This window comes from Halorhabdus sp. CUG00001 (assembly GCF_009797925.1).
In the GTDB taxonomy this organism is placed as follows: domain Archaea; phylum Halobacteriota; class Halobacteria; order Halobacteriales; family Haloarculaceae; genus Halorhabdus.
This window is the reverse complement of sequence record NZ_VOLB01000001.1, coordinates 2,013,729-2,036,732: the sequence shown is the minus strand read 5'-3', so window position 1 is coordinate 2,036,732 and position 23,004 is coordinate 2,013,729. Positions and strand designations below refer to the sequence as shown.

The 23,004-nt window shown below is 61.4% G+C and carries 17 protein-coding genes and 1 tRNA gene; 10 read left to right on the top strand and 8 right to left on the bottom strand.

From position 1 onward, the window contains the following. Positions 1-273: 273 nt before the first annotated feature. From FR699_RS10100 to FR699_RS10080, 5 genes are all read right to left on the bottom strand, one after another. Positions 274-5,304 carry a DNA polymerase II large subunit gene (locus FR699_RS10100; protein WP_158855334.1) on the bottom strand — a complete coding sequence of 1,677 codons (5,031 nt, stop codon included), beginning with the start codon at positions 5,302-5,304 and terminating at the stop codon, positions 274-276. Between the two features lie 24 nt (positions 5,305-5,328). Next, a complete protein-coding gene (locus tag FR699_RS10095) occupies positions 5,329-5,751 on the bottom strand; it encodes a PPC domain-containing DNA-binding protein (RefSeq protein WP_154552885.1) in 423 nt (140 codons plus the stop codon). Positions 5,752-5,816: 65 nt separating this feature from the next. Then, on the bottom strand, positions 5,817-6,584 hold the full coding sequence (locus FR699_RS10090; RefSeq protein ID WP_154552886.1) for a Zn-ribbon containing protein: 768 nt from the start codon (positions 6,582-6,584) through the stop codon (positions 5,817-5,819). Then, positions 6,584-6,967: a DUF2073 domain-containing protein gene (locus tag FR699_RS10085; protein ID WP_154552887.1), complete on the bottom strand. Its 384-nt coding sequence runs from the start codon at positions 6,965-6,967 to the stop codon at positions 6,584-6,586. The genes FR699_RS10090 and FR699_RS10085 overlap by 1 nt, the downstream gene beginning before the upstream one ends. Before the next feature lie 6 nt (positions 6,968-6,973). Further along, positions 6,974-7,615 (bottom strand): Era-like GTP-binding protein, encoded by a 642-nt coding sequence (locus FR699_RS10080; protein ID WP_154553247.1) that lies wholly within the window; start codon positions 7,613-7,615, stop codon positions 6,974-6,976. 1,048 nt (positions 7,616-8,663) lie between these two features. Between FR699_RS10080 and FR699_RS10075 the strand changes: the two genes are divergently transcribed. Next, positions 8,664-10,235, top strand: coding sequence for a Cdc6/Cdc18 family protein (locus tag FR699_RS10075; RefSeq protein WP_154552888.1), 1,572 nt, complete (start codon positions 8,664-8,666; stop codon positions 10,233-10,235). A 26-nt stretch (positions 10,236-10,261) separates the two neighbouring features. Here FR699_RS10075 and FR699_RS10070 read toward each other — a convergent pair whose 3' ends face one another. After that, entirely contained in the window at positions 10,262-11,158 is an 897-nt protein-coding gene (locus tag FR699_RS10070; RefSeq protein ID WP_154552889.1) for a S26 family signal peptidase, read from the bottom strand. A gap of 158 nt (positions 11,159-11,316) precedes the next feature. Here FR699_RS10070 and FR699_RS10065 point away from each other — a divergent pair, with 158 nt between their 5' ends. The 5 genes from FR699_RS10065 (at position 11,317) to FR699_RS10045 (ending at position 17,962) form a co-directional block, all read left to right on the top strand. Then, positions 11,317-12,915: a DNA-directed DNA polymerase II small subunit gene (locus FR699_RS10065; protein ID WP_158855333.1), complete on the top strand. Its 1,599-nt coding sequence runs from the start codon at positions 11,317-11,319 to the stop codon at positions 12,913-12,915. 132 nt (positions 12,916-13,047) lie between these two features. Continuing rightward, on the top strand, positions 13,048-14,343 hold the full coding sequence (locus tag FR699_RS10060; protein WP_154552891.1) for an O-acetylhomoserine aminocarboxypropyltransferase/cysteine synthase family protein: 1,296 nt from the start codon (positions 13,048-13,050) through the stop codon (positions 14,341-14,343). A gap of 109 nt (positions 14,344-14,452) precedes the next feature. Beyond that, positions 14,453-15,337, top strand: coding sequence for a class 1 fructose-bisphosphatase (locus FR699_RS10055; protein ID WP_158855332.1), 885 nt, complete (start codon positions 14,453-14,455; stop codon positions 15,335-15,337). Between the two features lie 373 nt (positions 15,338-15,710). Continuing rightward, positions 15,711-17,090, top strand: coding sequence for a sugar porter family MFS transporter (locus FR699_RS10050; protein ID WP_158855331.1), 1,380 nt, complete (start codon positions 15,711-15,713; stop codon positions 17,088-17,090). Between the two features lie 203 nt (positions 17,091-17,293). Beyond that, entirely contained in the window at positions 17,294-17,962 is a 669-nt protein-coding gene (locus FR699_RS10045; protein WP_158855330.1) for an Sjogren's syndrome/scleroderma autoantigen 1 family protein, read from the top strand. A 339-nt stretch (positions 17,963-18,301) separates the two neighbouring features. On the opposite strand, the gene FR699_RS10040 is transcribed toward FR699_RS10045, so the two are convergent. Further along, positions 18,302-18,375, bottom strand: a tRNA-Lys gene (locus tag FR699_RS10040). Positions 18,376-18,409: 34 nt separating this feature from the next. Continuing rightward, positions 18,410-19,108, bottom strand: a complete 699-nt coding sequence (locus FR699_RS10035) for a hypothetical protein (protein WP_154552895.1) — start codon at positions 19,106-19,108, stop codon at positions 18,410-18,412. Between the two features lie 381 nt (positions 19,109-19,489). Here FR699_RS10035 and FR699_RS10030 point away from each other — a divergent pair, with 381 nt between their 5' ends. The 4 genes from FR699_RS10030 to FR699_RS10015 all read left to right on the top strand — a co-directional run bounded on the left by FR699_RS10030 (position 19,490) and on the right by FR699_RS10015 (position 22,935). Further along, entirely contained in the window at positions 19,490-19,903 is a 414-nt protein-coding gene (locus FR699_RS10030; protein WP_233263391.1) for a hypothetical protein, read from the top strand. Between the two features lie 89 nt (positions 19,904-19,992). Beyond that, a complete protein-coding gene (locus FR699_RS10025; RefSeq protein WP_158855329.1) occupies positions 19,993-21,768 on the top strand; it encodes a nitrite/sulfite reductase in 1,776 nt (591 codons plus the stop codon). A 71-nt stretch (positions 21,769-21,839) separates the two neighbouring features. Next, entirely contained in the window at positions 21,840-22,565 is a 726-nt protein-coding gene (locus FR699_RS10020; RefSeq protein WP_154552897.1) for a DUF6612 family protein, read from the top strand. An 85-nt stretch (positions 22,566-22,650) separates the two neighbouring features. Next, a complete protein-coding gene (locus tag FR699_RS10015) occupies positions 22,651-22,935 on the top strand; it encodes a DUF6360 family protein (protein ID WP_154552898.1) in 285 nt (94 codons plus the stop codon). Positions 22,936-23,004 lie beyond the last annotated feature (69 nt).

Here is a 23,004-nt window from a genome sequence, read left to right as displayed (position 1 = left end):
AAACAGTCCAAAGAGTATCGTGTCCGGTGAGTCGATCCAGAGACAGCGGCGGACCTAAACATATCTCAGTCCATGCGATCGCGTGACAAGAATCCGTCGACACCTTCCAGTCCCGGTCCTACAGACATTACATGAAGTCCGCGATTCCCGTCTGCTTGCTCGTATCTCTCCCACCTTTTTCCGCTCGGGGTCGCTCACTGCGTTCGCGACCGCTCGCGCAAAGATCTGGACCAAAAAAAACCATCCTCGCTTCGCTCGGATCGTACCGACTCCTCACATGAAGTCCGCGATCCCCGTCTGCTTGCTCGTATCGTCCTCGAAGACGCGCTTGATAGACCGATCGAGGATCTCAAGGCGTTGTTTCGTGTACTCTCTGGCACCGAACTCCTCGGCGACCCGCATCGCAGTGTCGATGTACTTGTTGACAGACCCCTCGTGGACGGTTAGGTTGACGTCGCCACCACACTGCGGGCACTCGCCCGTGAGCGGGACGCGGCGGAACTTCTCGCCACATCCCAGACAGCGGACGTCCTGGCGTGAGAAGGCCCGAAGGTTGCCGATCAGGTCCGGCAGAAAGTGATATTCGATAATCCGCTCGGCGACGTCACTCTCGTCGACCGCCCGGATTTTCCGGGAGAGTTCGAGCTGGGCGTCCATCTTTTCCTCCATCGATCCCAGCGTCTTGTACGCCGAGAGATCCGGACCCAGCGCGATATCGCTGGTGTCGTGGGTGTGGTTGAATCCAGTGTACTCGTCGTCGGTCCCCAGCGTGTCTTCGGCGATCGTGACGTCGACGTCTTCCGGATGGGCCATCTCCCGGGTGGCCTCGTACAGTTCCAGTGGATACTCTGCGACGATGTCGATGTTGTGGGCCTCGTCGTCGATCTCTGCGGGATCGATGCGGGAAGACATCACCAAGGGCGCGTCCATCCTGCCACCCCGCTGGTCGGGTAGGAATTTCCGGCTGAAGTTGATCAACCCGTCCATCAACAGCATGACGCAGTCTTCGTCACCGTCGCATTGGCCAGTATACAAATCATTTGCCACGAGCGTGTGCGTGTCCGAGACCGTCACCGAATACAGGTGATCAACGTCACTCTCAACGACTTGGATATCAGATACTTCGTCAAGCCAAACGTCGCCACCGTCACCGCAAAGTCGCTGTGTCCTGAGTTCAGTTGATTCTAAGGCTACGTCAAGCGCTTCTGACTTTCGAGGTAAGTGGAATCCGATCCGTTCGGCAAACCGCGCCGCGTTCTCGGAAGTGACTTTCACGACCCACGTCTCGAATTCCTGCTCTGTTTCATAGAAATCAGCGACCGCTCCGATTTGCGGGATCCGCGTTTCACGATAGATTTTGGGGACGATTTCGAATCGCTTCAGTGCCGCGACCAGGTCATCTTTGAGTCGATCACTTACCGTGTGCGCCCGAACTTCGATTCGATCACTGGACGCACTACCATCACCACTGAAATACGACGAGAGGAACGCACGAAGAACGCTATCCGGAGCGGTCAAAATGGATTCGGGGATCTGCTTACCATCAGCGGTGCTTCCGAGACCAAGTACCTCATCAAACAGAACAGCGACGAGACGGCTCGATACCGTCATTTTCCACTCGTTCTCTTCGTAGGCTTCAATCGATAGCGACTCATCGATAACCTGTCTGACCAACTCACGAGCAGACTCATCAGGGATACAAATCGTCGTCTGATAACAATCAGCGGTAGAGCGTGTGAAGCCTTCGGCAACGTAGTATCCTAAGAGCTTGGCGAACGGTTCATCGAGGTTGAGGTGTCGTGAGATCGTAGCCGAATCTTGTTTGACAGCTAGCTGAACATCAGAAGGAACTCGGCTAGGCACATCATCAAACAGTGTCGTCAAAACCGAAATCGGAACGCTGTCTCGGTTAACCCAATTGTAAACCGTTGAATCGCTTACTCCCAAGCACTCTGCGACTGGTTTGAGATACTGATCTGATTCTGTCGCTTCGTCGAAAAGTGATTTGATACGTTCGCTCCCCAAGCCACGAACCACTAACTCTTCGTTGGAGAGACGATCCAAAGCCATGAATTCCGAGAGCAAGTCGTACGTCTGGCGAGTACCCGCAATGTCGACCGATTTAGGCATGGGCAATCGGTCACCAGACGTTAGGTCACTCGCTGAGACTTCCTCCGAGCCGTCTTCCCATCGACGCATCGAGTGATCTGCTGAGACGGTGATTGTCCGTCCACTCTTCGTTTCGATTTTGAGGAGATGATCCGGAGCGGGATGCTTCGAAACAGCTTCGATCGGTTTTCGGACCGGTGTTCCGTCGCTGTCTATGGACGGGACATGAACGGTCCCTGGTAACTCTTCGACCAACGTTCCAAAGTCGTCCATTCTGGGATCGTCAAGCCGACTCTCTACCAGTTGTTCGATGGATTGGTATCGCGACTCACCGGACTCGTCTTCAAACCACACCTTGGTCTCCGGATGGAAGCAATTCCGGCGTTTCGCGGCGTGGAAGTACGGATGGGCATAACCCACGGCGGCCGAGGTGAAGCCGACGACGCGGCCGACAGTCGCCGCGCTGGTGTGGGGCGCCATTCCGAAGACGAGTTCGCCCACGAGGTCGTCGCGGTCCTCGAGTTCGTAGTAGGGGTCGAGCCCGTAGTAGGAGGTGAGCAAATCGTCGATGAAGGCCGCGGTCTTGAGCATGTGCTCGGCCGCCCCGTCCGAGAGGACGATATCCTGAACGTTGAGTTCGACTAGCTGGTCGTCGTGGACGAGGGGGTCACCACGAATGTCTTCCTCGTAGCCCAACTCGCGGAACTGCTCGGCGGTGACGTCCAGTTCTTCGGGTCGAACCGACGTGACAGGCAGATCCGTCATGTCATAGCGGACCGTCCCGTCTTTGAACGCGCTAACGTCGTGTTTGGCGCGCAAAACGCCTTTCTCCATCGGTTCGGGCGTCTTCTCTTTCGATGACAGCCCTTTGACGCCCTTGAGCACGTCGAAGGCAACCTCGCGTTCGCCGACGGCAGCCATGGCTTGCTGGTACTCCTGGCCGACGTCGATGACAGTTTGGCGGGTCGGCGAAGCCAGCGTCTCACAACCGGGACACTCCGCGCGGCCGGATTCGTCGGGTTCGACCTCCCGATCGCAGTCCGGGCAGACGTATACCGACTCGGTGACGCCACCACAGTCGGGACAGCGCGGTCGGTACGTGTCCGTGCCACACTCGACACAGCGGCGTCGGCCGACTTCGAGTTCGACTTCGCCCGGGACATCGCTCATCTCGTCGGCGTGGCCAGCGGCCTTGGCGACGTCGCGCTGGTTGCCGCCGGCCTCGCCGATGGGGAACAGCGTGTGGACGGCCGGGGACAGTTCCCGTTCCTCTGATTTCTCCGGTCGACCCATCCGGTTGCCGATCCGGGTCGGTGCACGCTCGCGTACTTCGAAGGGCGCGATCTCGTTGATCGCTCGAACAGCATTCTCGCCGTCAGCGTACTCACGGGCGCGCGGGGAGAGGTCTCCGAGCGTCCAGGATCTCGACAGGTCGTCGTCGAAGCCAAGTGTCTCGACGAGTGGTCGCCAGGTCGGAACGAGTATCGAATCGTCTGTCTGGGTGTGTTCGACCAGGAGTGATTCGAGCGTATGTTGGACGACATCGGTCCGATCGAGTTTGAGATCGCCGGTCGTCGCATCGGCCGGCTGTCGCCCTGCCATCGCGGCACCGTCACCGGTACCGACCTCGCCTTCGGCGATGGCCACAGCCAGGGCGTCGATCGCCTCGACACTGACGTCGTGATAGAGGTGGGTGTATTTCGGGTGCAACGGCGCATCGTACGTTCGCGCCCACTCCAAGGCCTGTTCGGGAGCGGGATCGGCGAGATCGATGTTGACGGAATCGGCCATCGCCTGGACGTCCGCTTCGGTTTCGGCGAACTCCTGGCGCCACCACTCGACGGTGTAGGATGCCGGTGCGAGTGGGTGATTGTTCTCGACGAACTCGCCGTAGTTGACCAGATACTCTCCCAGATCGAGAACTTTCTCGACGCCGTTGCGAACTTCGAGTGCTTCTGCCGGGTCGTCGATGCGTCGAACGTCACCGTTTGCCAACCGGACTGTCGGCCCTTCGATCGTGTCGACGGGAACGATCCCGGCGGCCTTGCCCGGTCGCTCGGTCTTGATCTGGGTCCCCGTCGCGAGAAAGTCATCGACCAGGTGCATGGTCGCCGGATGGACTCCAGCGGTCGCATTGCCATGATTGCGCGCGCGTCCATACCGCAGTCGAAACCCACCTTGTTCGCTCGGATGGGAGAAGACTGGTCTCCCGGCTATAAGATCTCTAAGGTATTTTTTAGCCGGTTCTGCACGCGGTGGACCGTCACTTTTTTCGCCGTCTTCTACCCCCTTTGTTTCGTCTGGAGTATCGCTCTCTTCGTCGCTATCCGCTGGGGCATCGTCCGACTCGTCGTCGCCGATCGTGCCGTCGATGAGAGCCTGCAGCCAGGGCCATTCGAGTTCTTCGAGTTGGCGCGTGTAACGCTGAATCTTGGGTGCTTTCAGAGCGATCCCTTCCGCGAGGACGAGACACATCCCGCCCCGAGAACTGTTCGAGTCGACGCGTTCGAGGTCGCGATACCCCGAAACCTCCTCGTCACCCGTGGCCTCGCCGTCGAGCATGATCGGCATGTGCTCGGCGATGTGACGGGTCTCCTTTTCCTTTGGCGAGTACTGCAAGCCCGTGTTTTCGTCGTAGAGGTCGATTTCCTCGACGTAGCGGCCGATTTCGTCCTCACGAGCGCGATACTCGTCGATATCGAGTAGCGTCCGGGCGTAGTCGGCAACCAGCACCGAGAGGGCCTGAGCGGTCCCGCCGGCCGAGCGAATCGGGCCGGCGTAATAGACGTTGACGAACTCCGTGCCGTCGTCGTTTTGCAGGATTTCGACGCGATCGATGCCCTCGATCGGGGCAGCGACGACCCCCTCAGTGAGCAAGGCGACGGCCGTCCGGACCGCGCCTTCGATCTTGCCGGCCTTCGTGTCGTAGTCACCGACCGAGCCTTCGACGAAATCCTCGACCAGTGCGAGAGCGGCCTCCTCACGGGACATCTCGCCTTCCAGGTCACGGACGCGCTCGGCAACACCGTCGATTCCGAGGATATTCTCAACTCGGTCGGCCATGTCCTTGGCGACCGGGATCTCGACGTCTGTCGTCGGATCGTCGCCACGCTGTCTGGCCTCGCGGGCGACGGCCATGGCCGCCTCGAGTTCGTCTTCCAGGGTTTGAAAGTAGCGTTCGTCAGCCTCGCGCATTTATATCTCCCTGTCGCTGGGCATCTACAGCTCCCAGAGGTCCAGATCGGTCGGTTCGTCGTGTGTCCTGACGAGCGGTTCCTCGAACGTCCTGACGTAGAGTTCACCGGCGAAGGTCGTCGCTGCGTCGAGGTGGCCGGCCAGGGTCGTCCCGTCGCGCCGCGAGAGCACGGCGTGGGTGTGGGCGAACGGCTCACCGTCCAGATTCGAGAGGTTGCCAACACAGGTGGCGACTTCCAGTGGCTCCGCGAAGACAGCCTCGTCGTACTCTTGGCGTTCCTGATCGTAATACCAGATCGTCGCATCTTCGACAGCACCGAGGCCGAAGAAAAACGCGGCCTCGATCCCTTCCTCGGCGGCAAACTCCTCGATCTGGGCGCGCCAGTCCTCGCCGTGGGCCAGCCGGGCGACGAACTCGCGCGAACCCGCGACTTCCCGATAGTGCATGTGACTACCCACGGCGAGGATGACAAAAAGGGTTGCTGACGGGGTGTCGCGAGTGCGTCTCGAGGTTAATCCCGCCAGTCACCGGGAACCTGGATGCGATAGCGGCCGTCTTCCTGGAGAGCGATGATGTACTCGTCGCGCTCGTACAGCTCCATCAGGTTGAGTTCGTACTGCCCGGGCTCGACGATACGGATGGACTCGAACTGGTCGTTGAGTTCTGCCCGAAGGGTTTCGAGATCGGGGCGTTCGTCTTGGGGTTGGTCGGCGGGGGCCTCAGCGCTCGCTGTGGCACCGGGAGACGATCCAACGGCGAGGTCCGCGTCGCCGGGTGTCTCGGGAAGCTCGTCCGGGTTGACCACCGCCGACCGTGCGGACGCCTGAGCGGCATCTTCCGTGTTAGTTGTCACTGGGTCACGCCGAGGAGTCCCCGACTCCATTTCGGAGACAGCCGAGCTGGTTTGCGATTCGTCGGCTGTTGTCGTCTCGTCAGGAGCCGACGCAGGGGGGTCCTCGGGCGATGGTGACGCCGTTTCGTCCGCTGCGGACGGCGACAGTGGATCGGCCGCTTCCGGAGCGGTCCCCGCACTGTCGGGGTCGGAGCCGACGATATCCCGGACAGTCGCCGCAGCACTGCCAACGGTCCGAGCAACGGTACCATCGGGGGTCGACCGATCGGGCGTTTTCTCCGGCGGGTCGGCCGCTGGAGCCGAGTCGGGATCGGCACCGTCCGGGAGAAACTGGAAGGTGTTACCACCGCAGCTGGGACAGCCCGACAACATCTCCGTCGAGCCGTCCGCGAACGTCGTGCCACAGTCCGTACACTGATGGGGCATTATTTCCGGGAGACGAGGGCGCTGATGAGAGTTTCGTCCTTGTGGAGTGTCTCGATCTGATTGGCCGGCCCGATCACCGTCAGTTTCTTCGTCGACTCTCTGCCCATGAGCCGATCGAGAAAGCTCTGATCGGCCGCCTCCGAGCGTGGATAGGTCTCGATTTCGATCCCGTTGAACTCGTCGGGACTGATCTCGGTCATCGTCACCTCGATGAGTTTCGATTCCTCGTCTGGCGTCAGGCCTTCCTCTAAGACGACGATGTTGCCGTCCCGGACGCCATCGAGGATCATCCGAATCTTCTCCATGCTCGCCAAGCCGTTCATCCGCTCGGCACTGATAAGGTCGATCTGGACGCCCTCGTCCGGTTGTTTGACTTCAGCCATCACAGATCACCCGAAGTACTCCGCGATCTTGTCGTAGACTTCGTCCATGTTGTCACCCTCAAGGGCCGACAGCGGGACCGTCTCGTGTTGGGGGAACGCGTTGCGGATCCGCTGGACGGAAGACTCTTCGAGGTCGATCTTGTTGGCGAAGATCAACACCGGGAGATCCTGACTCTCGATGATCCCAATGAGCATCGTGTTGACCTGGGTGAAGGGGTCTTTCGTCGAGTCCAAGACGTAGATAACGCCGTCGACGTCCTCACGGAGCCAGTGCATCGCCTCGGCGACACCCTCGGTGGCTTCCCGTGAGCGACGGACGGCATCGTCTTTCTCCATGTCGTGATCGAGGAATTCGGTGTAGTCGACTTTCGTCGTCACCCCCGGCGTGTCGACGATATCGATCTGGACGGATTTGCCGTCCCGCTCGATCTCGACGTTCTCCTTGCGGCGAGCACGCCTGGTTTCGTGTGGAATCGCGCTCTCCGGCCCGACGGCGTCGCCGGTCCAATCACGCGCAATGCGATTGGCCAGCGTCGTCTTCCCGGCGTTGGGGGGACCGTAGATCCCGATACGTTTCGGATCCTGTTCGGAGAACAGGCTCGATGCGGCACGCGAAATGCTGTCTTTGAGTTCTGTGAGCAGGCCCATCCTATCCTCCCGCGCCCGAGCGAGTCGGGGCATCTGCCCGAACTACCTTCCTGAATCCACTTAACTGTACGTCAGACATATATAACTTCTCCGAAAGCTAATGGCAAGAATTTAGATCCGAGCGATCCTGAGCTGGGCGATTGCGGGAAGCGATCGGATCGAGATTCACCGGAAAGTGACTATCGGTCCGGGTGTGGTCCGATAGAGAAGAGTTGGCTGTCCAGTTAGAACGGTGCCCTGTGAGATAGTTACCCAAACGAGACTGGCACGAAACTGGCGAAGGTACCTACGGTATACTGACGAGAGTACTCGCTACACCCCCCACCCCTTCGTTTCGACTGGAACACCCCGAGATGGTGGATGGGCGGTCGTGAGTTGCCGGGTTACACGATCGATTTGGGGGAGATACCGTCACGAGTCCACTCTAGCGCGATGATACTTTCGACGATGGTCCCGAGGATAACGATGCGTTCTTGCAGTGGAAAGAGGTAGATGGCAACGTCGAGTGGAACTAGATTCCAGTAGTGTGTGTTCTAAGCAGGAACGAGTGTTCTAGCCATGCGGAGTATCTCTAGGGATTAATAGGTCCGTAACAACAGTGATAGATCACTCCACAACAAGTACTGTTTTTAGTGGTTTACGGGTTTTGTTGTATTTCCATTTATTTAAAACCCTGCCATACTAGTTGAACTCGTTGTCGTCGCTGTCCCCCCACCCTCTCTTGAGAGTTGTTCCAGTCGAAACGAAGGGGTGTGGGGGGTTCCGCTGTTGTATGCGATTAGTGACCTACGACCATACAGGATTTGACCGTCTGTCCATCCCCCATCTACTGACGTCCAATTGGTGAAATCTCTGTGCTATCTGGGCCCGATGTGTCTTTCCGGCTCGAAGCAACCGAAATTTTTAATACTCTCTCTCCCACCGGTTCGTGTGGTTCAACTGCACTGGCCGCCAATCTACGATCACCAGATACGGCGGCTCTCAGCCGTCTCTACCGAATATATCGGTTACGCGTGCTGATTTCCACCCGAAAAGGGGGCCTCTCGCCATGGAAGACACGGACGATACAGACGCCGACGCAGACGAGCATCGCACGAGCGACCAACACGACCAGTCGACTGCGCTGTCTCCGTCGGACGATGCGGAGCAACTATCAATGGAGTCATCCGACCGCGAAACCCGATCGGATCTCCTCGACGAGCTCGTCTTGGAGGAAGAATCCGATACGGACGAGGCCTCGCGTGGTCTGTTCGACGATTTGCTCAGCGGCGAGCCGATTTTCGAGAACAAGGAAGTTCTCAGACCGTCTTACACACCTCGAAAGCTTCCCCACCGCGAAGAACAGATCAACAATATTGCGACCATCCTCGTCGCTGCCCTCCGTGGGGATACACCCTCGAACATTCTGATCTACGGGAAGACGGGAACCGGCAAAACGGCCAGTGCAAAGTTCGTCAGCGAAGAACTCGAGCGCACGTCACAGAAATACGAAGTCCCCTGTGAAGTCCAGTACATCAATTGTGAGGTGACCGACACCCAATATCGGGTGCTGGCTCAACTCGCCAACAAGTTCATCGAGCAAAACGAGGCCCACATCGACGACCGGATCGACGACTTGACCGGGAAACGAGAGCGCGCCGAATCGGACCCCAACGCACTCCAAGACCTTCAGTTCGAGTCCGTCGAGGAAATCGATGCCGAAATCGAGTCGCTCCGTGAGGATCGTGACAGCTTCGAGGAGGTCCCGATGACGGGGTGGCCGACCGATCGTGTCTACAACACGTTCTTCGATGCTGTCGATTACACCGAACGCGTCGTCGTTATCATGCTCGACGAGATCGACAAACTCGTCGAGAAGAGCGGTGACGACACGCTGTATAACCTCTCGCGGATGAATTCGGAACTGGAGTACTCCCGCGTTTCGATCATGGGGATCAGTAACGATCTGAAGTTCACCGACTTCCTCGACCCGCGTGTCAAGTCGAGCCTCGGCGAGGAGGAGATCGTGTTCCCGCCCTACGACGCCAACCAGCTCCGGGATATCCTGCAGGCCCGCTCGAACGTCGCGTTCAAAGACGGCCCACTCTCGGATGATGTTATCCCGCTGTGTGCCGCTTTTGCGGCCCAGGAACACGGCGACGCTCGTCGGGCGCTCGATCTGCTGCGGACGGCCGGTGAATTAGCCGAGCGCGACCAGACCGATATCGTGGCAGAAGATCACGTCCGCCAGGCCCAAGAGAAGATCGAACTCGATCGTGTCGTCGAAGTCGTCCGGACGCTGCCTACCCAGTCGAAACTCGTCCTCTATTCGATCATCCTGCTCGAGAAAAACGGCGTCCACAACATCAACACCGGCGAAGTGTACAATATCTACAAGCGACTGTGTGAGGAGATCGACGCCGATGTCCTCACGCAGCGTCGGGTCACTGACCTCATTTCCGAACTCGACATGCTGGGTATCGTCAACGCTGTCGTCGTTTCGAAGGGCCGGTACGGTCGAACGAAAGAGATCAGCCTCTCGGTGCCCATCGAAGAAACCGAGACCGTCCTCCATTCGGATTCACGCCTGGGCGATATCGAAGACGTCCAGCCGTTCATCCAGGCGCGGTTCGACCAGTAAATTCTCGAGGCGACGGCTTTCGAAGCTCACCTTCCAGTCGCGTTGCTCGTCGTGGCACTGCCAGCGCCCGAGAGCAATCGAACCTGGCCGAGCCATGGAATTCGTTTCTCGGCAGTCCCCATGATCCAGGCCGGCTTGACTGGTTCACTGAGCCCATTTCCACCCATCACTTGGTCGTATAAATCGTTCGTGACTGGATTGTCGCCTTTCGTGATGAACCCGGCGTGTGGGGCCGGACAGTAATTTAGCTCCTCGCAGTTGTCCGCGTTCCCGCGATAGTCGGGGTCTGCCCGATCGTACCAGTTTTCGCCGTCCTCGACCCAGAACATCGCCCGATGGATGATCGGTGTCTCTCCTTGGTCGCCGTTGGGCTGATAGACGATCACGTCACCGTACTCCCCGAACATCCGGTAGCCCGTCTCGGCCCCTGCGGCGGCACTGACAACGCCACTCTCGCGTTCAGCTCCAGGCCCGGGGAATCGCTGCTCTTCCATGACGAACACGAGATCGCCCTTCTGCATGTGTGGGTTCATGCTGCCACTCTCGATGGCGACCAAGGGCGGCCAGACGCCACTGGCTGCAAACAGGAGCCCGCCGATGGCCGCGACGACGAAGATGCTGCTCGCGATGTCGAAGAGATAGCGCAAAATCCGATCGGCGCGTGTCGCTGTGTGCTGACTTCCCCGTGTTTCGGGTGGCCGATTCCCCGGGCCGCCCGAGCCAGGGTGGGTCCGGTCCCGGTCGACACGCGGCTGTCGGTCGTCCCCACGGCCCGAGACGCCGTCGTTCTCACGGGAGGGTTCGTCGTATCGTCGGTCCTGGGTGCCCTCCGGATACGTCCGATCGCGGTCAGACCTGGGAGGATCCCCGTGGCGATCGACTCGGGGGCCAGTCTGCTCGGTGTCGTCGGAGGGCTCACTCATCGCACCCTTCCTTTGGCCCCGACAGTAACAATTCTTCCCTTCCCGGACCGTGGCCGCCCAGTCACTGATCCCGTCTCGTCCCGACCGGCACGGTCCACCGACGGCCGGGATCGGCCCCGACCGCCATCCTTTTGCTGACCGGGTGCCCGAGTGGGACTGTGCCTCGCGAGACGCCCGCCAGAATCGTCACCGAACTCGCCAGTCGCGGGTACAACGCGGATCGAGAAGCCGTGACGATCTTGGCGGACGCAGCCGACACTGACGCCGCGATCGAAGACGCACTCGAAGCCGTCCCCGATACGGCAATCAAGATCACTGTCGAGCACGCCCGCCAGGCTGTCACTGACTCCCGCCCTGCACCGGATTCTCCCGTCGTCGATGCCGATAGTACTGACGGTGAACATCCCGCTTCGGATCAGCCGCCGTCGACCCCCTCCGTTTCACCTGCAGACGCCGAGTCATCGTCTGTCGACGGCAGCGAGAGCTCTCCAGTCGAAATGGAGGGGGTTGCTGGCGCGAGTACTCGGGATCCGATCGAGCCCGCAATCGCCGGCGACGTGACCGGTCGCTCTACTGGGACGGGAGAGTACACCGACTTTCTGGCTGTCTTTCGGGACCGCTATGAGCGCCTGTCCCGGCAACTCCGCGGGCGGGTCAACCACCGGCCGACCAACGCCGTCGAATCCATGCCGGGCGGGAGCGAGGCCGCGATCGTCGGCATGGTTGCGGATATCCGGTCGACGGCCAGTGGCCACTGGCTGATCGACCTCGAAGACACCAACGGGACGTTTCCCGCGCTCGTGATGAAAGATCGGGACTTTGCCGCCCTCGTCGACGAACTCCTCTACGACGAGATCATCGCCATCGAGGGGACGTTGGCCGACGACGGCGGGATCCTGTTTGCAGATTCGATTCACTTCCCCGATATCCCGCGGACGTTCGAACCGTCGACGGCCGATCGCCCGGTGAGTGCGGCACTGATCAGTGATCTGCACGTCGGCAGCCAGGAATTCGACCGGACCGCCTGGCAGGAGTTTGCCGATTGGCTCCACGAACCCGAGGCCAGTCACGTCGAATATCTGCTGATCGGCGGCGACATGGTCGAAGGCGTCGGCGTCTATCCCGACCAGGACGAGGAACTTGACATCATCGACATCTACGAGCAGTACGAGACCTTCGCCCAACACCTCAAAGACGTGCCCGGCGACATGGAGATCGTGATGATCCCGGGCAACCACGACGCCGTCCGCCTGGCCGAACCCCAGCCAGCCTTCGACGAGGAACTCAGAGAGATCATGTCGGCCCACGACCCGACGATTACGGGCAATCCCTCGACGGTCACGATCGAGGGCGTCGACGTCCTCATGTATCACGGCGTCTCTCTCGATGAGGTGATTGCCGAACTGCCCGAGGACAAAGCCAGCTACGACGAGCCTCACAAGGCAATGCGCCAGCTGCTCAAAAAGCGCCACGTCGCCCCGCAGTTCGGTGGCCACACGCGCATTGCGCCGGAGGAACGTGACTACATGATCATCGAGGACGTTCCGGATATCTTCCACGCTGGACACGTCCACAAACTCGGCTACGGCACCTATCACAATGTCTTGACGATCAACAGCGCCTGCTGGCAACGCCAGACCAGCTTCCAGGAGAGTGTCAACATCGACCCGGACACTGGATACGCGCCGATCGTCCACCTCGATTCCTTAGACGAGAGTGACGCCGGCGAGTTCCTGACGATCAGGACGTTCGGGTAACTGTTGCTGTGTCGCAACGGTCTCGTCGACGACTTTCGATACCGGCGAATCTCGACGGCTGTCGCCGACGGCGGCCAATCGGGGGGTTGGTACCGCACTTATACAATGGACGGTGCCGTAGATCCGAGCGCTATGAGCGACGACGATCGCGGCTTCCACACGGACGCATTGCACGTCGGGCAAGAAGAGCCCGACGCGGCGACGGGCGCGCGCGCCCCGCCGCTCTACCAGACGACCAGTTACGTCTTCGAAGACAGCGAGGACGCGGCCGAGCAGTTCGCCTTAGAGAAAGACGGCCACATCTACTCGCGGTTGATGAACCCGACCAACTCCGTTCTCCAGCAGCGCCTGGCGAAACTCGAAGGCGGGGTCGGTGCCGTCGCGACCGCCTCGGGGATGGCCGCCCTCAATTTGGCCACCTTCCTGCTGGCGGACGTCGGTGACAACGTTGTCACCGCCTCGGCGCTGTACGGCGGGACCTACACCTACTTCACCCACACCGCACCACGCAACGGTGTCGAAGCCCGATTCGTCGACACGCTCGATTACGATGCTTACGAGGAGGCGATCGACGAGGACACCGCCTACGTCCACTTCGAGACGATCGGCAATCCGGCGCTGGTGACGCCGGACATCGAGCGCATCGCCGACATCGCCCACGACCACGGCGTTCCACTCTTTGTCGATAATACCTTCGCGACGCCGTATCTCGCGAATCCGATCGAACACGGCGCCGATCTCGTCTGGAACTCCACGACGAAGTGGATCCACGGCTCCGGCACGACCGTCGGTGGTGTTCTCGTCGACGGTGGCTCGTTCCCCTGGGACGAGTACGCCGAGAAGTACCCCGAGATCGCCACAGACAACCCAGCCTACCACGGGGTCAACTTCAGCGATCGATTCGGCGAGGCCGCGTTCACTTACGCTGCGATCGCGCGCGGTCTCCGTGACTTGGGCAACCAGCAGGCCCCCTTCGATGCCTGGGAGACCATCCAGGGCCTGGAAACGCTGCCGATGCGGATGGACCGCCACTCAGAGAACGCACTCGCAGTCGCCGAGTTCCTGGCCGACCACGACGACGTGGCGTGGGTCAACTACCCCGGCCTCGAGAGTCACGAGACCCACGACAACGCCAGCAAGTATCTCGAGGGCGGCTACGGTGGGATGATCACGTTCGGCCTCGAAGAGGGCTACGAGGCCGCTCGTAACACCGTCGAGTCGACCCAACTCGCCAGCCTGCTGGCGAACGTCGGCGACGCCAAGACGCTGATCATCCATCCTGCCTCGACGACCCATCAACAACTGACCGACGAGGAGAAGGCTGCTGCCGGCGTCACCGACGACATGGTGCGGCTGTCGGTCGGTCTCGAAGATCGTGACGACATCATTCACGATCTCGAACAGGCCATCGCCTGGTCGACGCGCTGAAAACGGCACGCGACTGTCTCGGCCCGCTGAGGGACAACTGCTTTTCTGAACGCTGTTAAGTCACTTTTTCGGAAGATTCATACTCGCGGTTGTGTTCCGATCACGTACGATGCCGGTCATCGACGCCGGAGCCACAGAGACGGATCCCGAGACGACCCGGACCGCCGTCACTCAGATTTTCACGACGGTCGCCGCAACAACTCCCGCCATCAGGGACGCGCTCGGATCCAACCGGCACGCAGTCGACTCCACCAATCCTAGCGGCGAGATCCAACTGGCCGCAGACACCTTCACGGATCGCGTCCTCGAAGAGCGCTTGCTCGCCCTTGAGGGCGTCGGTGCCTACGCCAGCGAAGAACGTGAGGGGGTGATCGGCGACGGCGACGGGCTCTCGGTCGCAGTCGACCCGCTCGATGGCTCGGGCAACCTGGCCTCGAACAACGGCCTCGGCACGGTCGTCGGGATCTACGACGCCCCCCTTCCCGCGGCAGGGGCGGACCTGATCGCCGCGGCAGTCGTCACCTTCGGCCCGACGACGGTGATGATCACTGCTCGTAACGACACGGTGACGGAGTATCTGCTCGAAGGCGGGACGCCGACGGTCTTGCGTTCGGACGTGACTCTTCCCGACGAGCCGAGTATCTTCGCCCTCGGCGGTCGCGAGTGGGAGTGGGACGCGGACTTCCAGGCTTTCGCCGACGCGATCCGCAGCCAGTACAAACTCCGGTATACCGGCGCCGTGATCATGGATCTCCCGCGCATTCTCGAAAACGGCGGTATCTACGCGTACCCGTCGGTTTCGTCCCATCCCAACGGCAAGCCACGCCACCAGTTCGAAGCAGTCCCAGTCAGTTATATCGTCGAAGCCGCCGGTGGGGCCTCTTCGGACGAATCCGGTTCGTTGCTCTCCTCTGCTGTCGATGACCTCCACGCTAGGTCACCGCTGGCGATCGGCAACGAATCGCTGGTCGAGCGTTTCGAGGACGCCCGGTGAGTCCGCGCTTCGACACCAGCCGCTATCGGTTCGCGTAACTCTGGGGTTGTCCTGGTAGTTGCGCCCGATGGGTAACGCTGAGGACGGTTCCGGCCCCACCGTACCGGACGGACACTCGCCTCTTCTCGACGTCGTTCGGGAGCCGGACAACCGATCACGGTTCCACTGCGCGCGCGAGCCTATTCGCTGTCGATCGCCGAATCTATGGGACGACAACTCATTCCAACCCTCTCAAAAAGACGTCGAATACCTACTTCGAAATTTTATTTTTCGAGATCTTTTGCAAACTGAAGACGGACACAATCGTCTCTCACAGTATCACGCGGGAATCTTCAGAGGGCTTAACCGTGTCAATTGGCGAGCGCGGGACTGTATGTCGACGACAGCCGTGCACAACATATTGAGTGGCGACGGAGATCGATTCGTGTATCTCGTCTCCGCGATGGCAGCCTTGAACGGGCTGTTGTTCGGATTCGATACAGGCATTATTTCCGGGGCGATCTTATTCATCAACGAGAGCTTTTCGATGTCGCCTCTGGTCGAAGGCATCGTCGTCAGTGGTGCGATGGCCGGGGCGGCGACTGGCGCGGCGCTGGGCGGCCGACTCGCCGATCGACTCGGCCGCCGTCGGCTGATCATGCTGTCGGCCGGCGTGTTCTTCGCCGGTTCGTTCCTGATGGCGATCGCACCGACGGTGCCCGTCCTCGTGGCCGGCCGACTGATCGACGGCCTCGCGATCGGTTTCGCCTCGGTCGTTGGCCCGCTGTACATCTCCGAGATCGCGCCGCCACGGATCCGGGGCGCTCTCACCTCGATGCACCAGCTGATGGTCACGATCGGCATCCTCTCGTCGTACTTCGTGAACTACGCCTTCGCCGGCAACGGGGCGTGGCGCTGGATGCTCGGGGCCGGGATGGTCCCCGCGGTCATCCTCGGGATCGGCGTCCTGAAGATGCCCGAAAGCCCGCGGTGGCTCTACAGCCACGGCAAGCCAGAACGTGCCAGGGCTGTCCTCAATCGCACGCGACAGGGCGACGTCGAACAGGAACTCAGTGAGATCAAAGAGACCGTCGAGCGCGAGTCCGGGTCGAACCTCCGGCAGCTGCTTGAACCGTGGCTGCGCCCGGCACTCGTCGTCGGGATCGGCCTCGCAATTCTCCAGCAGATTACCGGTATCAACGCCGTGATGTACTACGCGCCGACGATCCTCGAATCGACCGGCTTCGGGAGTGCGGCCTCGATTCTCGCGACCGTCGGGATCGGCGTCGTCAACGTGGTGATGACTGTCGTCGCGATGATGTACATCGATCGGGTCGGCCGCCGGGCGCTGTTGCTCGTCGGGACTGCCGGCATGACGGTCACGCTGGCGATCCTCGGGGTCGTCTTCTACCTGCCGGGTCTCTCGGGCGTGCTCAGCATCACCGCGACTGTCTGTCTCATGTTGTATATCTCCTTTTTCGCGATCGGGTTGGGCCCGGTGTTCTGGTTGCTCATCTCGGAGATTTACCCGCTTGCTGTCCGCGGGTCGGCCGAAGGGATCGCGACGGTCACCAACTGGGTCGCCAACCTGGCGGTCGCCCTCTCGTTCCCGATCCTGACTGCCAACGTCGGGCCGTCGGCGACGTTCTGGCTGTTTGGCGTCTTCAGTGCCGTGGCATTCGCGTTCACCTTCAAGCTCGTCCCCGAGACGAAGGGACGGACCCTCGAAGCCATCGAGAACGACCTCCGGGATAATATCTCGCTGACGGACTGACGTCGACGCGATTCAGCCGCCCGATATCGGGTATTCGACACCGACGCGTTCCCCCAACGCTGGGCACGACCCCGCCGTCTCCTCGCGGTCATTCGACAGCGACGGTTCCGGTCTTGCGTTTCTCGTGTGCCGGCCACACGCCGACGACAGTGCTGGGTGTGGGTCGCAACGTCTATGCCCGTTGGACGGCCCTAGATACGTATATGAGCGACTTCGACGAGGAAGCCGAGCGGGAACGACTCCGCGAGCAGTACGAGCAAGAGCAACGCAAGCGCGAGGCGACCGAACACATGAGTGACCTCCTGTTGAAGGGAGCGACGATGACCGACGCCCACTGTGATGCGTGTGGCGACCCTATTTTCCGGTACGACGGCCAGGAGTTCTGTCCCACGTGCCAGCAACCGGTCGGGGCCGAGGACGGGGCGTCGACCGACGAGCAGACCGACCAGCAGGCCCAATCCGCGGTCGACAGCACTCAAGCCGAAACGGACCACCCGAGCTCAACAGAGCACTCCGGTCCGGAGGCACAACCCGACGCCGCCGGTCAACCAACGGGACAGGGGCCGGCCGACGACCAGCGACCGTCAGCCCACGCGTCGACGGGCGATCGACCTGCCAACAGCGGGTCGGAACCGGATCCCGGTCGGGTCGAAGTGCCGACAGTCGACCCCACGACCGGTCGCGAGCAGGCCGAACGCGTGTCTGAGACGCCCGCAGGCGACCTCCAGACGGCCCGTCAATCGTTGCTCAGGACGCTGGCGACGTTCTCCAAGCAGGCCGAAGCGACTGACGACCCACGGCGGGCCCGAGACGCACTTGAAGCCGTCAGCGAAGCCGCGGACGCGCTGGCCGCACTCGATCAGGTTCGCTGACGGTCGCGCACGTTCGCTGATTCGCTCCTCTCCCTCTCCTTGATTCAATTCCTCTCAGTGCGCATTCGCTGCTCGCCGATTGCTCGCAGTAAAAATGCTACGGGCCGGATGGGAATTGAACCCGATGCCAGACGCGCTCACTACGTTGTGCCCGTTTGCCGTGATTCAATTCCATCATAGCGTATTCGTCGCTCGCGGTATGCTCGCGACAGAATACTACGGGCCGGATGGGAATTGAACCGGAACCAGAGGTTCCTGCTCGCTCCGCTGCGCGGGCTGCCACTGGTAGGGTTCAATTCCCTTGGCCGCATAGCTCCTCACGTCCGTTCGTCGCAATAGCGGGCCGGATGGGAATTGAACCCATGACCGTCTGGTTAAAAGCCAGACGCTCTGCCTGACTGAGCTACCGGCCCTCATCAGAGTCTGGGGGAGTCGCCGGCTAAGTCCTTACGGTTGTCGACGGTCGGACGCACCGACCGCGTCGTAATGTTCAGCCAGTGCCACAGCGATCAACTCGCCCGGTGACTCGTCCGCCAGTGACGCTCGCCGTCTGAGTTCGCAATACGCGTCGGTCGGGAGTGTTACACTGATCTCGCCCAACCGGTAGCCGGCACTCGCGAGTGCAGCCACTGGACTCGTCCCCTCGTTGATGTCACTCGCAAGCGAGCGCACCTCCCGGACGGTCAGTCCGTGATCCAGAACGGCAAACGCCAGGAGGAAGCGAGCGGTGCCACCGACGCGGGCGATATGCTTGGCCGCTGTCGGGGCGATTTCGCCTTTGGCGACGTGTCGCCGGATCGAGCGCGGCAGGTCGTGGACCCGGGACCACTTCCGGACGAACGAGACTGTGGTTTCGCCGCCGGCGCGTTCGGCAGCGGCCTTGTAGGAGCCGACGCCTCTGACCAGTGCCGCACAGGCGGCCGCACCGCGGAGCATGTACACGCTGTCTTCGTCGCCGACGGTGTTCTCGGCGAACGCACGGACGGTCTCGGCCGCCTCTCGCACGCTCTGTGGGTCGTCCGGATCGAACTTCACGGCCCGGTCAGCGTGCTCGCCGGTCGCGTCCGGGTCGCCACGAATCACCGGCTGGCCGACTGGTGATTCGCGGTCAGTTGGCAGGTCCGGCTCCGGCGTCTCGTCGCTCATTCGTGTGCGTTCCAGGGTATGCGGGGGTAAAAACGTCCGGTCGCCGGTCACTCGCGGGCGGCTTCGGCCTCTCGCTCCTCGGAGAGGTGCTCCCACACTTCGGCACAGCCACACCCATCCTCGACGTTGTCGAGGTGGTCGGTCTCCGTCTCACTCATCTGTCGATCCCTCCAGTCCGTGTTGGCCACGCCCAGCCGTGCCGGCGGCCGAGGCCTGTGGGACACTCACGTCGGCACTCTCGATCATCACTCTTCCATACCAGTCACAGGCGTATAAGGCCCCTCGCAGTGGTAATCACTACCCGAACTCCCGTCTAGGCACAATATCTGCCGCTATCAGTGACACAACACTCACCGCTGCTTGCCAGCGCTGGCCGCCGGGATGGCGACCCATTGGCGATACGCACTCGGCGAGCCCGTCCAACTGGCGGCGATGCTTGTCCGGGGCGACGCCTACACCAACGAGGCCCACGAACGTCCGCCAATGACGACTGCCGTGCGGATCTTAGACGACGGCGCCTGGATCAGCGTCGACGACGAGCGCGTCGTCTCCGTGAGCGAACTCTGGCAACTCGCCGACCACGACGTCTGTGGCTGTGAGACGGCTGACTTTCTGATCGAGGGATTCGTCGACGTCGACGCGGCCGGCCAATCTGTGCTCGTCCGGGCGGCCGGCCAGTGTGTGACGTGTGGCGACAGTGCCGTCTCCGGCTGGCTTCCTGTCGGCCGGATCGTCGGTCCGAATCGTCGCTTTGCCTCCCTCGATACGCGGGACGTTCGCATACCTCGCGCCTGAAACCAGCAACAATCGCTGCTTCTCGGGAGAGGGCGGGAGGCTTGACGAGATGACCGGTCGTTTACGTGGCCCAGTCTAGGGACGTGTACATGCCCACTGACGTCGAACGCTGGAAGGACGAGGCCTACGGGACGGAGATACGCGAGCATCTCATGGAGTTCGCCGCGGAGGGGTGGGACTCGATCCCCGAGGACGAACACGACGCCTGGTTCGAGCGCTTCAAGTGGTGGGGGCTGTACCACCAGCGAGCCGGCCAGGAGAGCTACTTCATGATGCGGATCGGGACGCCAAACGGCGTCATCGAACCGGGACAGCTGCGAGTCATCGGCGAAATCGCTAAAGAGTACGCGACTGGCCCCGCAGAAAACCCCGAATTCGGCGAGGCCTACTGTGACTGGACGACCCGCCAGTCGATCCAACTCCATTGGATCAAGCTGGAAGACGTTCCCGAGATCTTCGAGAAACTGGAGGACAACGGTCTCTCGACCCAGCAGGCCTGTGGGGACTCTTGGCGGAACATCGTCGGCTGTCCGGTCGCCGGCAAGGACACCCACGAGCTGATCGACGCCTGGCCGATCGCTCGGGACCTGCACGATACGTTCAAAGGCAACGAGGAACACACCAATCTCCCCCGAAAGTGGAAGGTCTCCGTGACTGGCTGTACGGAGGGGTGTGGCCAGGGCGACATCAACGACCTCGCGCTCGAACCCGCACGCAAGGAGATCGAGGGCGAGGAGGTTACCGGGTTCAACGTCCGGGTCGGCGGGGGCCTCTCACGGAAGGAACCCCGCCTGGCGCGGGACATCGACGTCTTCGTCCGGCCGGACAAGGCCGACGCCGTTGCTGGCGGACTCTCCGCGCTCTTTCGCGAGCATGGCGACCGCGAGAACCGCTACAACGCCCGCATCAAGTTCCTCGTCGACGAGTGGGGCGTCGAGAAGATCCGCCGGGTCCTCCAGGAGGACTTCGTGGACTTCGATCTCCACACCGCCGGCGAGGACCTGCGCGATGAGTATACCTACAATACCGGCTCCCAGGAGGGCCACAACGACCACGTTGGCGTCCACGAACAGGTCGACGGCAACTACTACGTCGGTCTGAACGTCCTCGTCGGCCGGATGGGTGCCGAGGACACCCTCGAACTGGCCGATCTCGCCGAGGAATACGGCAGCGGCGAAGTGCGGCTGACCCAGCGCCAGAACGTCATCATCACGGACGTCCCCGAGGAGAACCTCGACGCGCTGCTGGACGAACCCCTCTTGGAAGACTATTCGCCAGACCCGTCGCCGTTCATGCGCGGCTCGATCGCCTGCACCGGGACGGAGTTTTGTTCGCTGTCGATCGTCGAGACGAAGAACCGCCAGGTTCGCTACGCCCGCTGGCTGAAAGAGAACGTCGAGTTGCCCGCCGATCACGAGGAGTTCCACATCCACCTCTCGGGGTGTACGGCCTCGTGTGCCCAACCCCAGATCGCCGACGTCTCCCTGCGCGGCATGAAGACCCGCAAGGACGGCGATCCGGTCGAAGCCCTGGATATCGGGCTGGGCGGCGGCCTGGGCGACGATCCGCGCTTTGCCGACTGGATCGAGATGCGCGTCCCCGCCGACGAAGTGCCGGGTGCTATCGCCAATCTCATCGAGAACTTCGAAGCCGAACGTGCCGATGGTGAGACCTTCCGGGAGTTCGTCGCGGCCCGCGACGAGGACGCACTCGGCGACCTGATCGACCCCGAGGAGACCGATTATCACGATCCCTACATGCACAACACGAAGAAGACGTGGTACCCCTACGCCGAGGACGACAGTATGGACGCCTCGCCAGCGCCGACCGATGGCCAGGGCGAGCCGTTACCGGTCGACGATTGAGCGGCCGTCGACCGAAGACTGGACCAATCAACCTGAAAACTTTTTTGTGGCGACTGGTACAGCCTCGATATATGCGATCGCGAGCCCTCCTCGTCGTCGCCCTGACAGTATTGGTCGCGTTGAGTGGCTGTTCGGCGTTGCCCGGCGGTGGTGGCGACGGCGGCCCGACTGGCGAAGTCGCGACGATCCAAGACGAGTCGATCGACGCCATCTCGGACATCTCGACTTACGAGTTCCACATGGAGATGTCGGCCACCGGTGACGGCCTGACGGTCGATGCGGAAGCCGACGGTGCGGTCAACGAGAAGACCCAGCGGATGCGCATGGAGATGACGATGGACGGCCAGGAGATCGTCCAGTACGTCGACGGGGCGACGATGTACCAGCAGACCAATGCGCTCTGGCGGACCCAGGACGTCTCCGAGCAGAACCTCTGGGACAGCGGAACCGTCCTGGAAACCCAGCGCGATCTCATGGACTCTTCGGACGTGACTCTGGAAGGAACGACCACGATCGACGGCACTGAGGTCTACGAGATCCGGATCGATCCCACAAAGCAGGCCGTCGAGGACCTGCTCAGCCAGCAGTCGGGGACCGGCCAACTCTCCGCGGGGGACATCGACGAGATCGAACTGACCCAGTACGTCCGCACGGACGACTCCCTCCCGAAGCGATCCGCAGTGAGCCTGACGGCCTCCGCCGAGGGCCAGACTGTCGACGTGGACGTGACGTACACGCTGGAAAACTACGGCACCGACGTCTCGATTTCCATCCCCGAGGAAGCGACGGCCAGCTGACGCCAAGGTGCGGTGGCCCGGAGACGTGGCCCCAGCCCGTTGTCCCGGACGTCACGCCTAAGGTCGATCCACTATCACTGCCTCCATGGCCGATCGAATTCTCCCTGTGACCGCCTACACGACCTTCGACCTCTTGGACGCCCGTGTCGAGGGCCACGGGTTCGACGAGCGTGCGCCGGCCGTCCTGAACGTCCGGACCGACCGCGACAACCCCGAAACCGTCGATCTGCAACTGGAAGTCGACAACACCGCTGTCGATGCGATCGATGCCCACGCCGAGACGGTTACACTCACGCCTGCCCAGGCCCGCGAGCTCGCCGACGAACTGCGCGACCACGCCGAGACCTGTCTGTCGAACGACAAGAACTGAGTCACTTCGGTCCCGCGTCGCGACGAATATAAAAACGGACACGAACTGATTCGGCTCGATTGTCACCCA

Bases quoted from the DNA above. Each gene is read 5' to 3' on its own strand.
- FR699_RS10100 (WP_158855334.1), bottom strand. From the start codon at position 5,304: ATGCGCGAGGCTGACGAACGCTACTTTCAAACCCTGGAAGACGAACTC.
- FR699_RS10095 (WP_154552885.1), bottom strand. From the start codon at position 5,751: ATGCACTATCGGGAAGTCGCGGGTTCGCGCGAGTTCGTCGCCCGGCTG.
- FR699_RS10090 (WP_154552886.1), bottom strand. From the start codon at position 6,584: ATGCCCCATCAGTGTACGGACTGTGGCACGACGTTCGCGGACGGCTCG.
- FR699_RS10085 (WP_154552887.1), bottom strand. From the start codon at position 6,967: ATGGCTGAAGTCAAACAACCGGACGAGGGCGTCCAGATCGACCTTATC.
- FR699_RS10080 (WP_154553247.1), bottom strand. From the start codon at position 7,615: ATGGGCCTGCTCACAGAACTCAAAGACAGCATTTCGCGTGCCGCATCG.
- FR699_RS10075 (WP_154552888.1), top strand. From the start codon at position 8,664: ATGGAAGACACGGACGATACAGACGCCGACGCAGACGAGCATCGCACG.
- FR699_RS10070 (WP_154552889.1), bottom strand. From the start codon at position 11,158: ATGAGTGAGCCCTCCGACGACACCGAGCAGACTGGCCCCCGAGTCGAT.
- FR699_RS10060 (WP_154552891.1), top strand. From the start codon at position 13,048: ATGAGCGACGACGATCGCGGCTTCCACACGGACGCATTGCACGTCGGG.
- FR699_RS10055 (WP_158855332.1), top strand. From the start codon at position 14,453: ATGCCGGTCATCGACGCCGGAGCCACAGAGACGGATCCCGAGACGACC.
- FR699_RS10050 (WP_158855331.1), top strand. From the start codon at position 15,711: ATGTCGACGACAGCCGTGCACAACATATTGAGTGGCGACGGAGATCGA.
- FR699_RS10045 (WP_158855330.1), top strand. From the start codon at position 17,294: ATGAGCGACTTCGACGAGGAAGCCGAGCGGGAACGACTCCGCGAGCAG.
- FR699_RS10035 (WP_154552895.1), bottom strand. From the start codon at position 19,108: ATGAGCGACGAGACGCCGGAGCCGGACCTGCCAACTGACCGCGAATCA.
- FR699_RS10030 (WP_233263391.1), top strand. From the start codon at position 19,490: ATGGCGACCCATTGGCGATACGCACTCGGCGAGCCCGTCCAACTGGCG.
- FR699_RS10025 (WP_158855329.1), top strand. From the start codon at position 19,993: ATGCCCACTGACGTCGAACGCTGGAAGGACGAGGCCTACGGGACGGAG.
- FR699_RS10020 (WP_154552897.1), top strand. From the start codon at position 21,840: ATGCGATCGCGAGCCCTCCTCGTCGTCGCCCTGACAGTATTGGTCGCG.
- FR699_RS10015 (WP_154552898.1), top strand. From the start codon at position 22,651: ATGGCCGATCGAATTCTCCCTGTGACCGCCTACACGACCTTCGACCTC.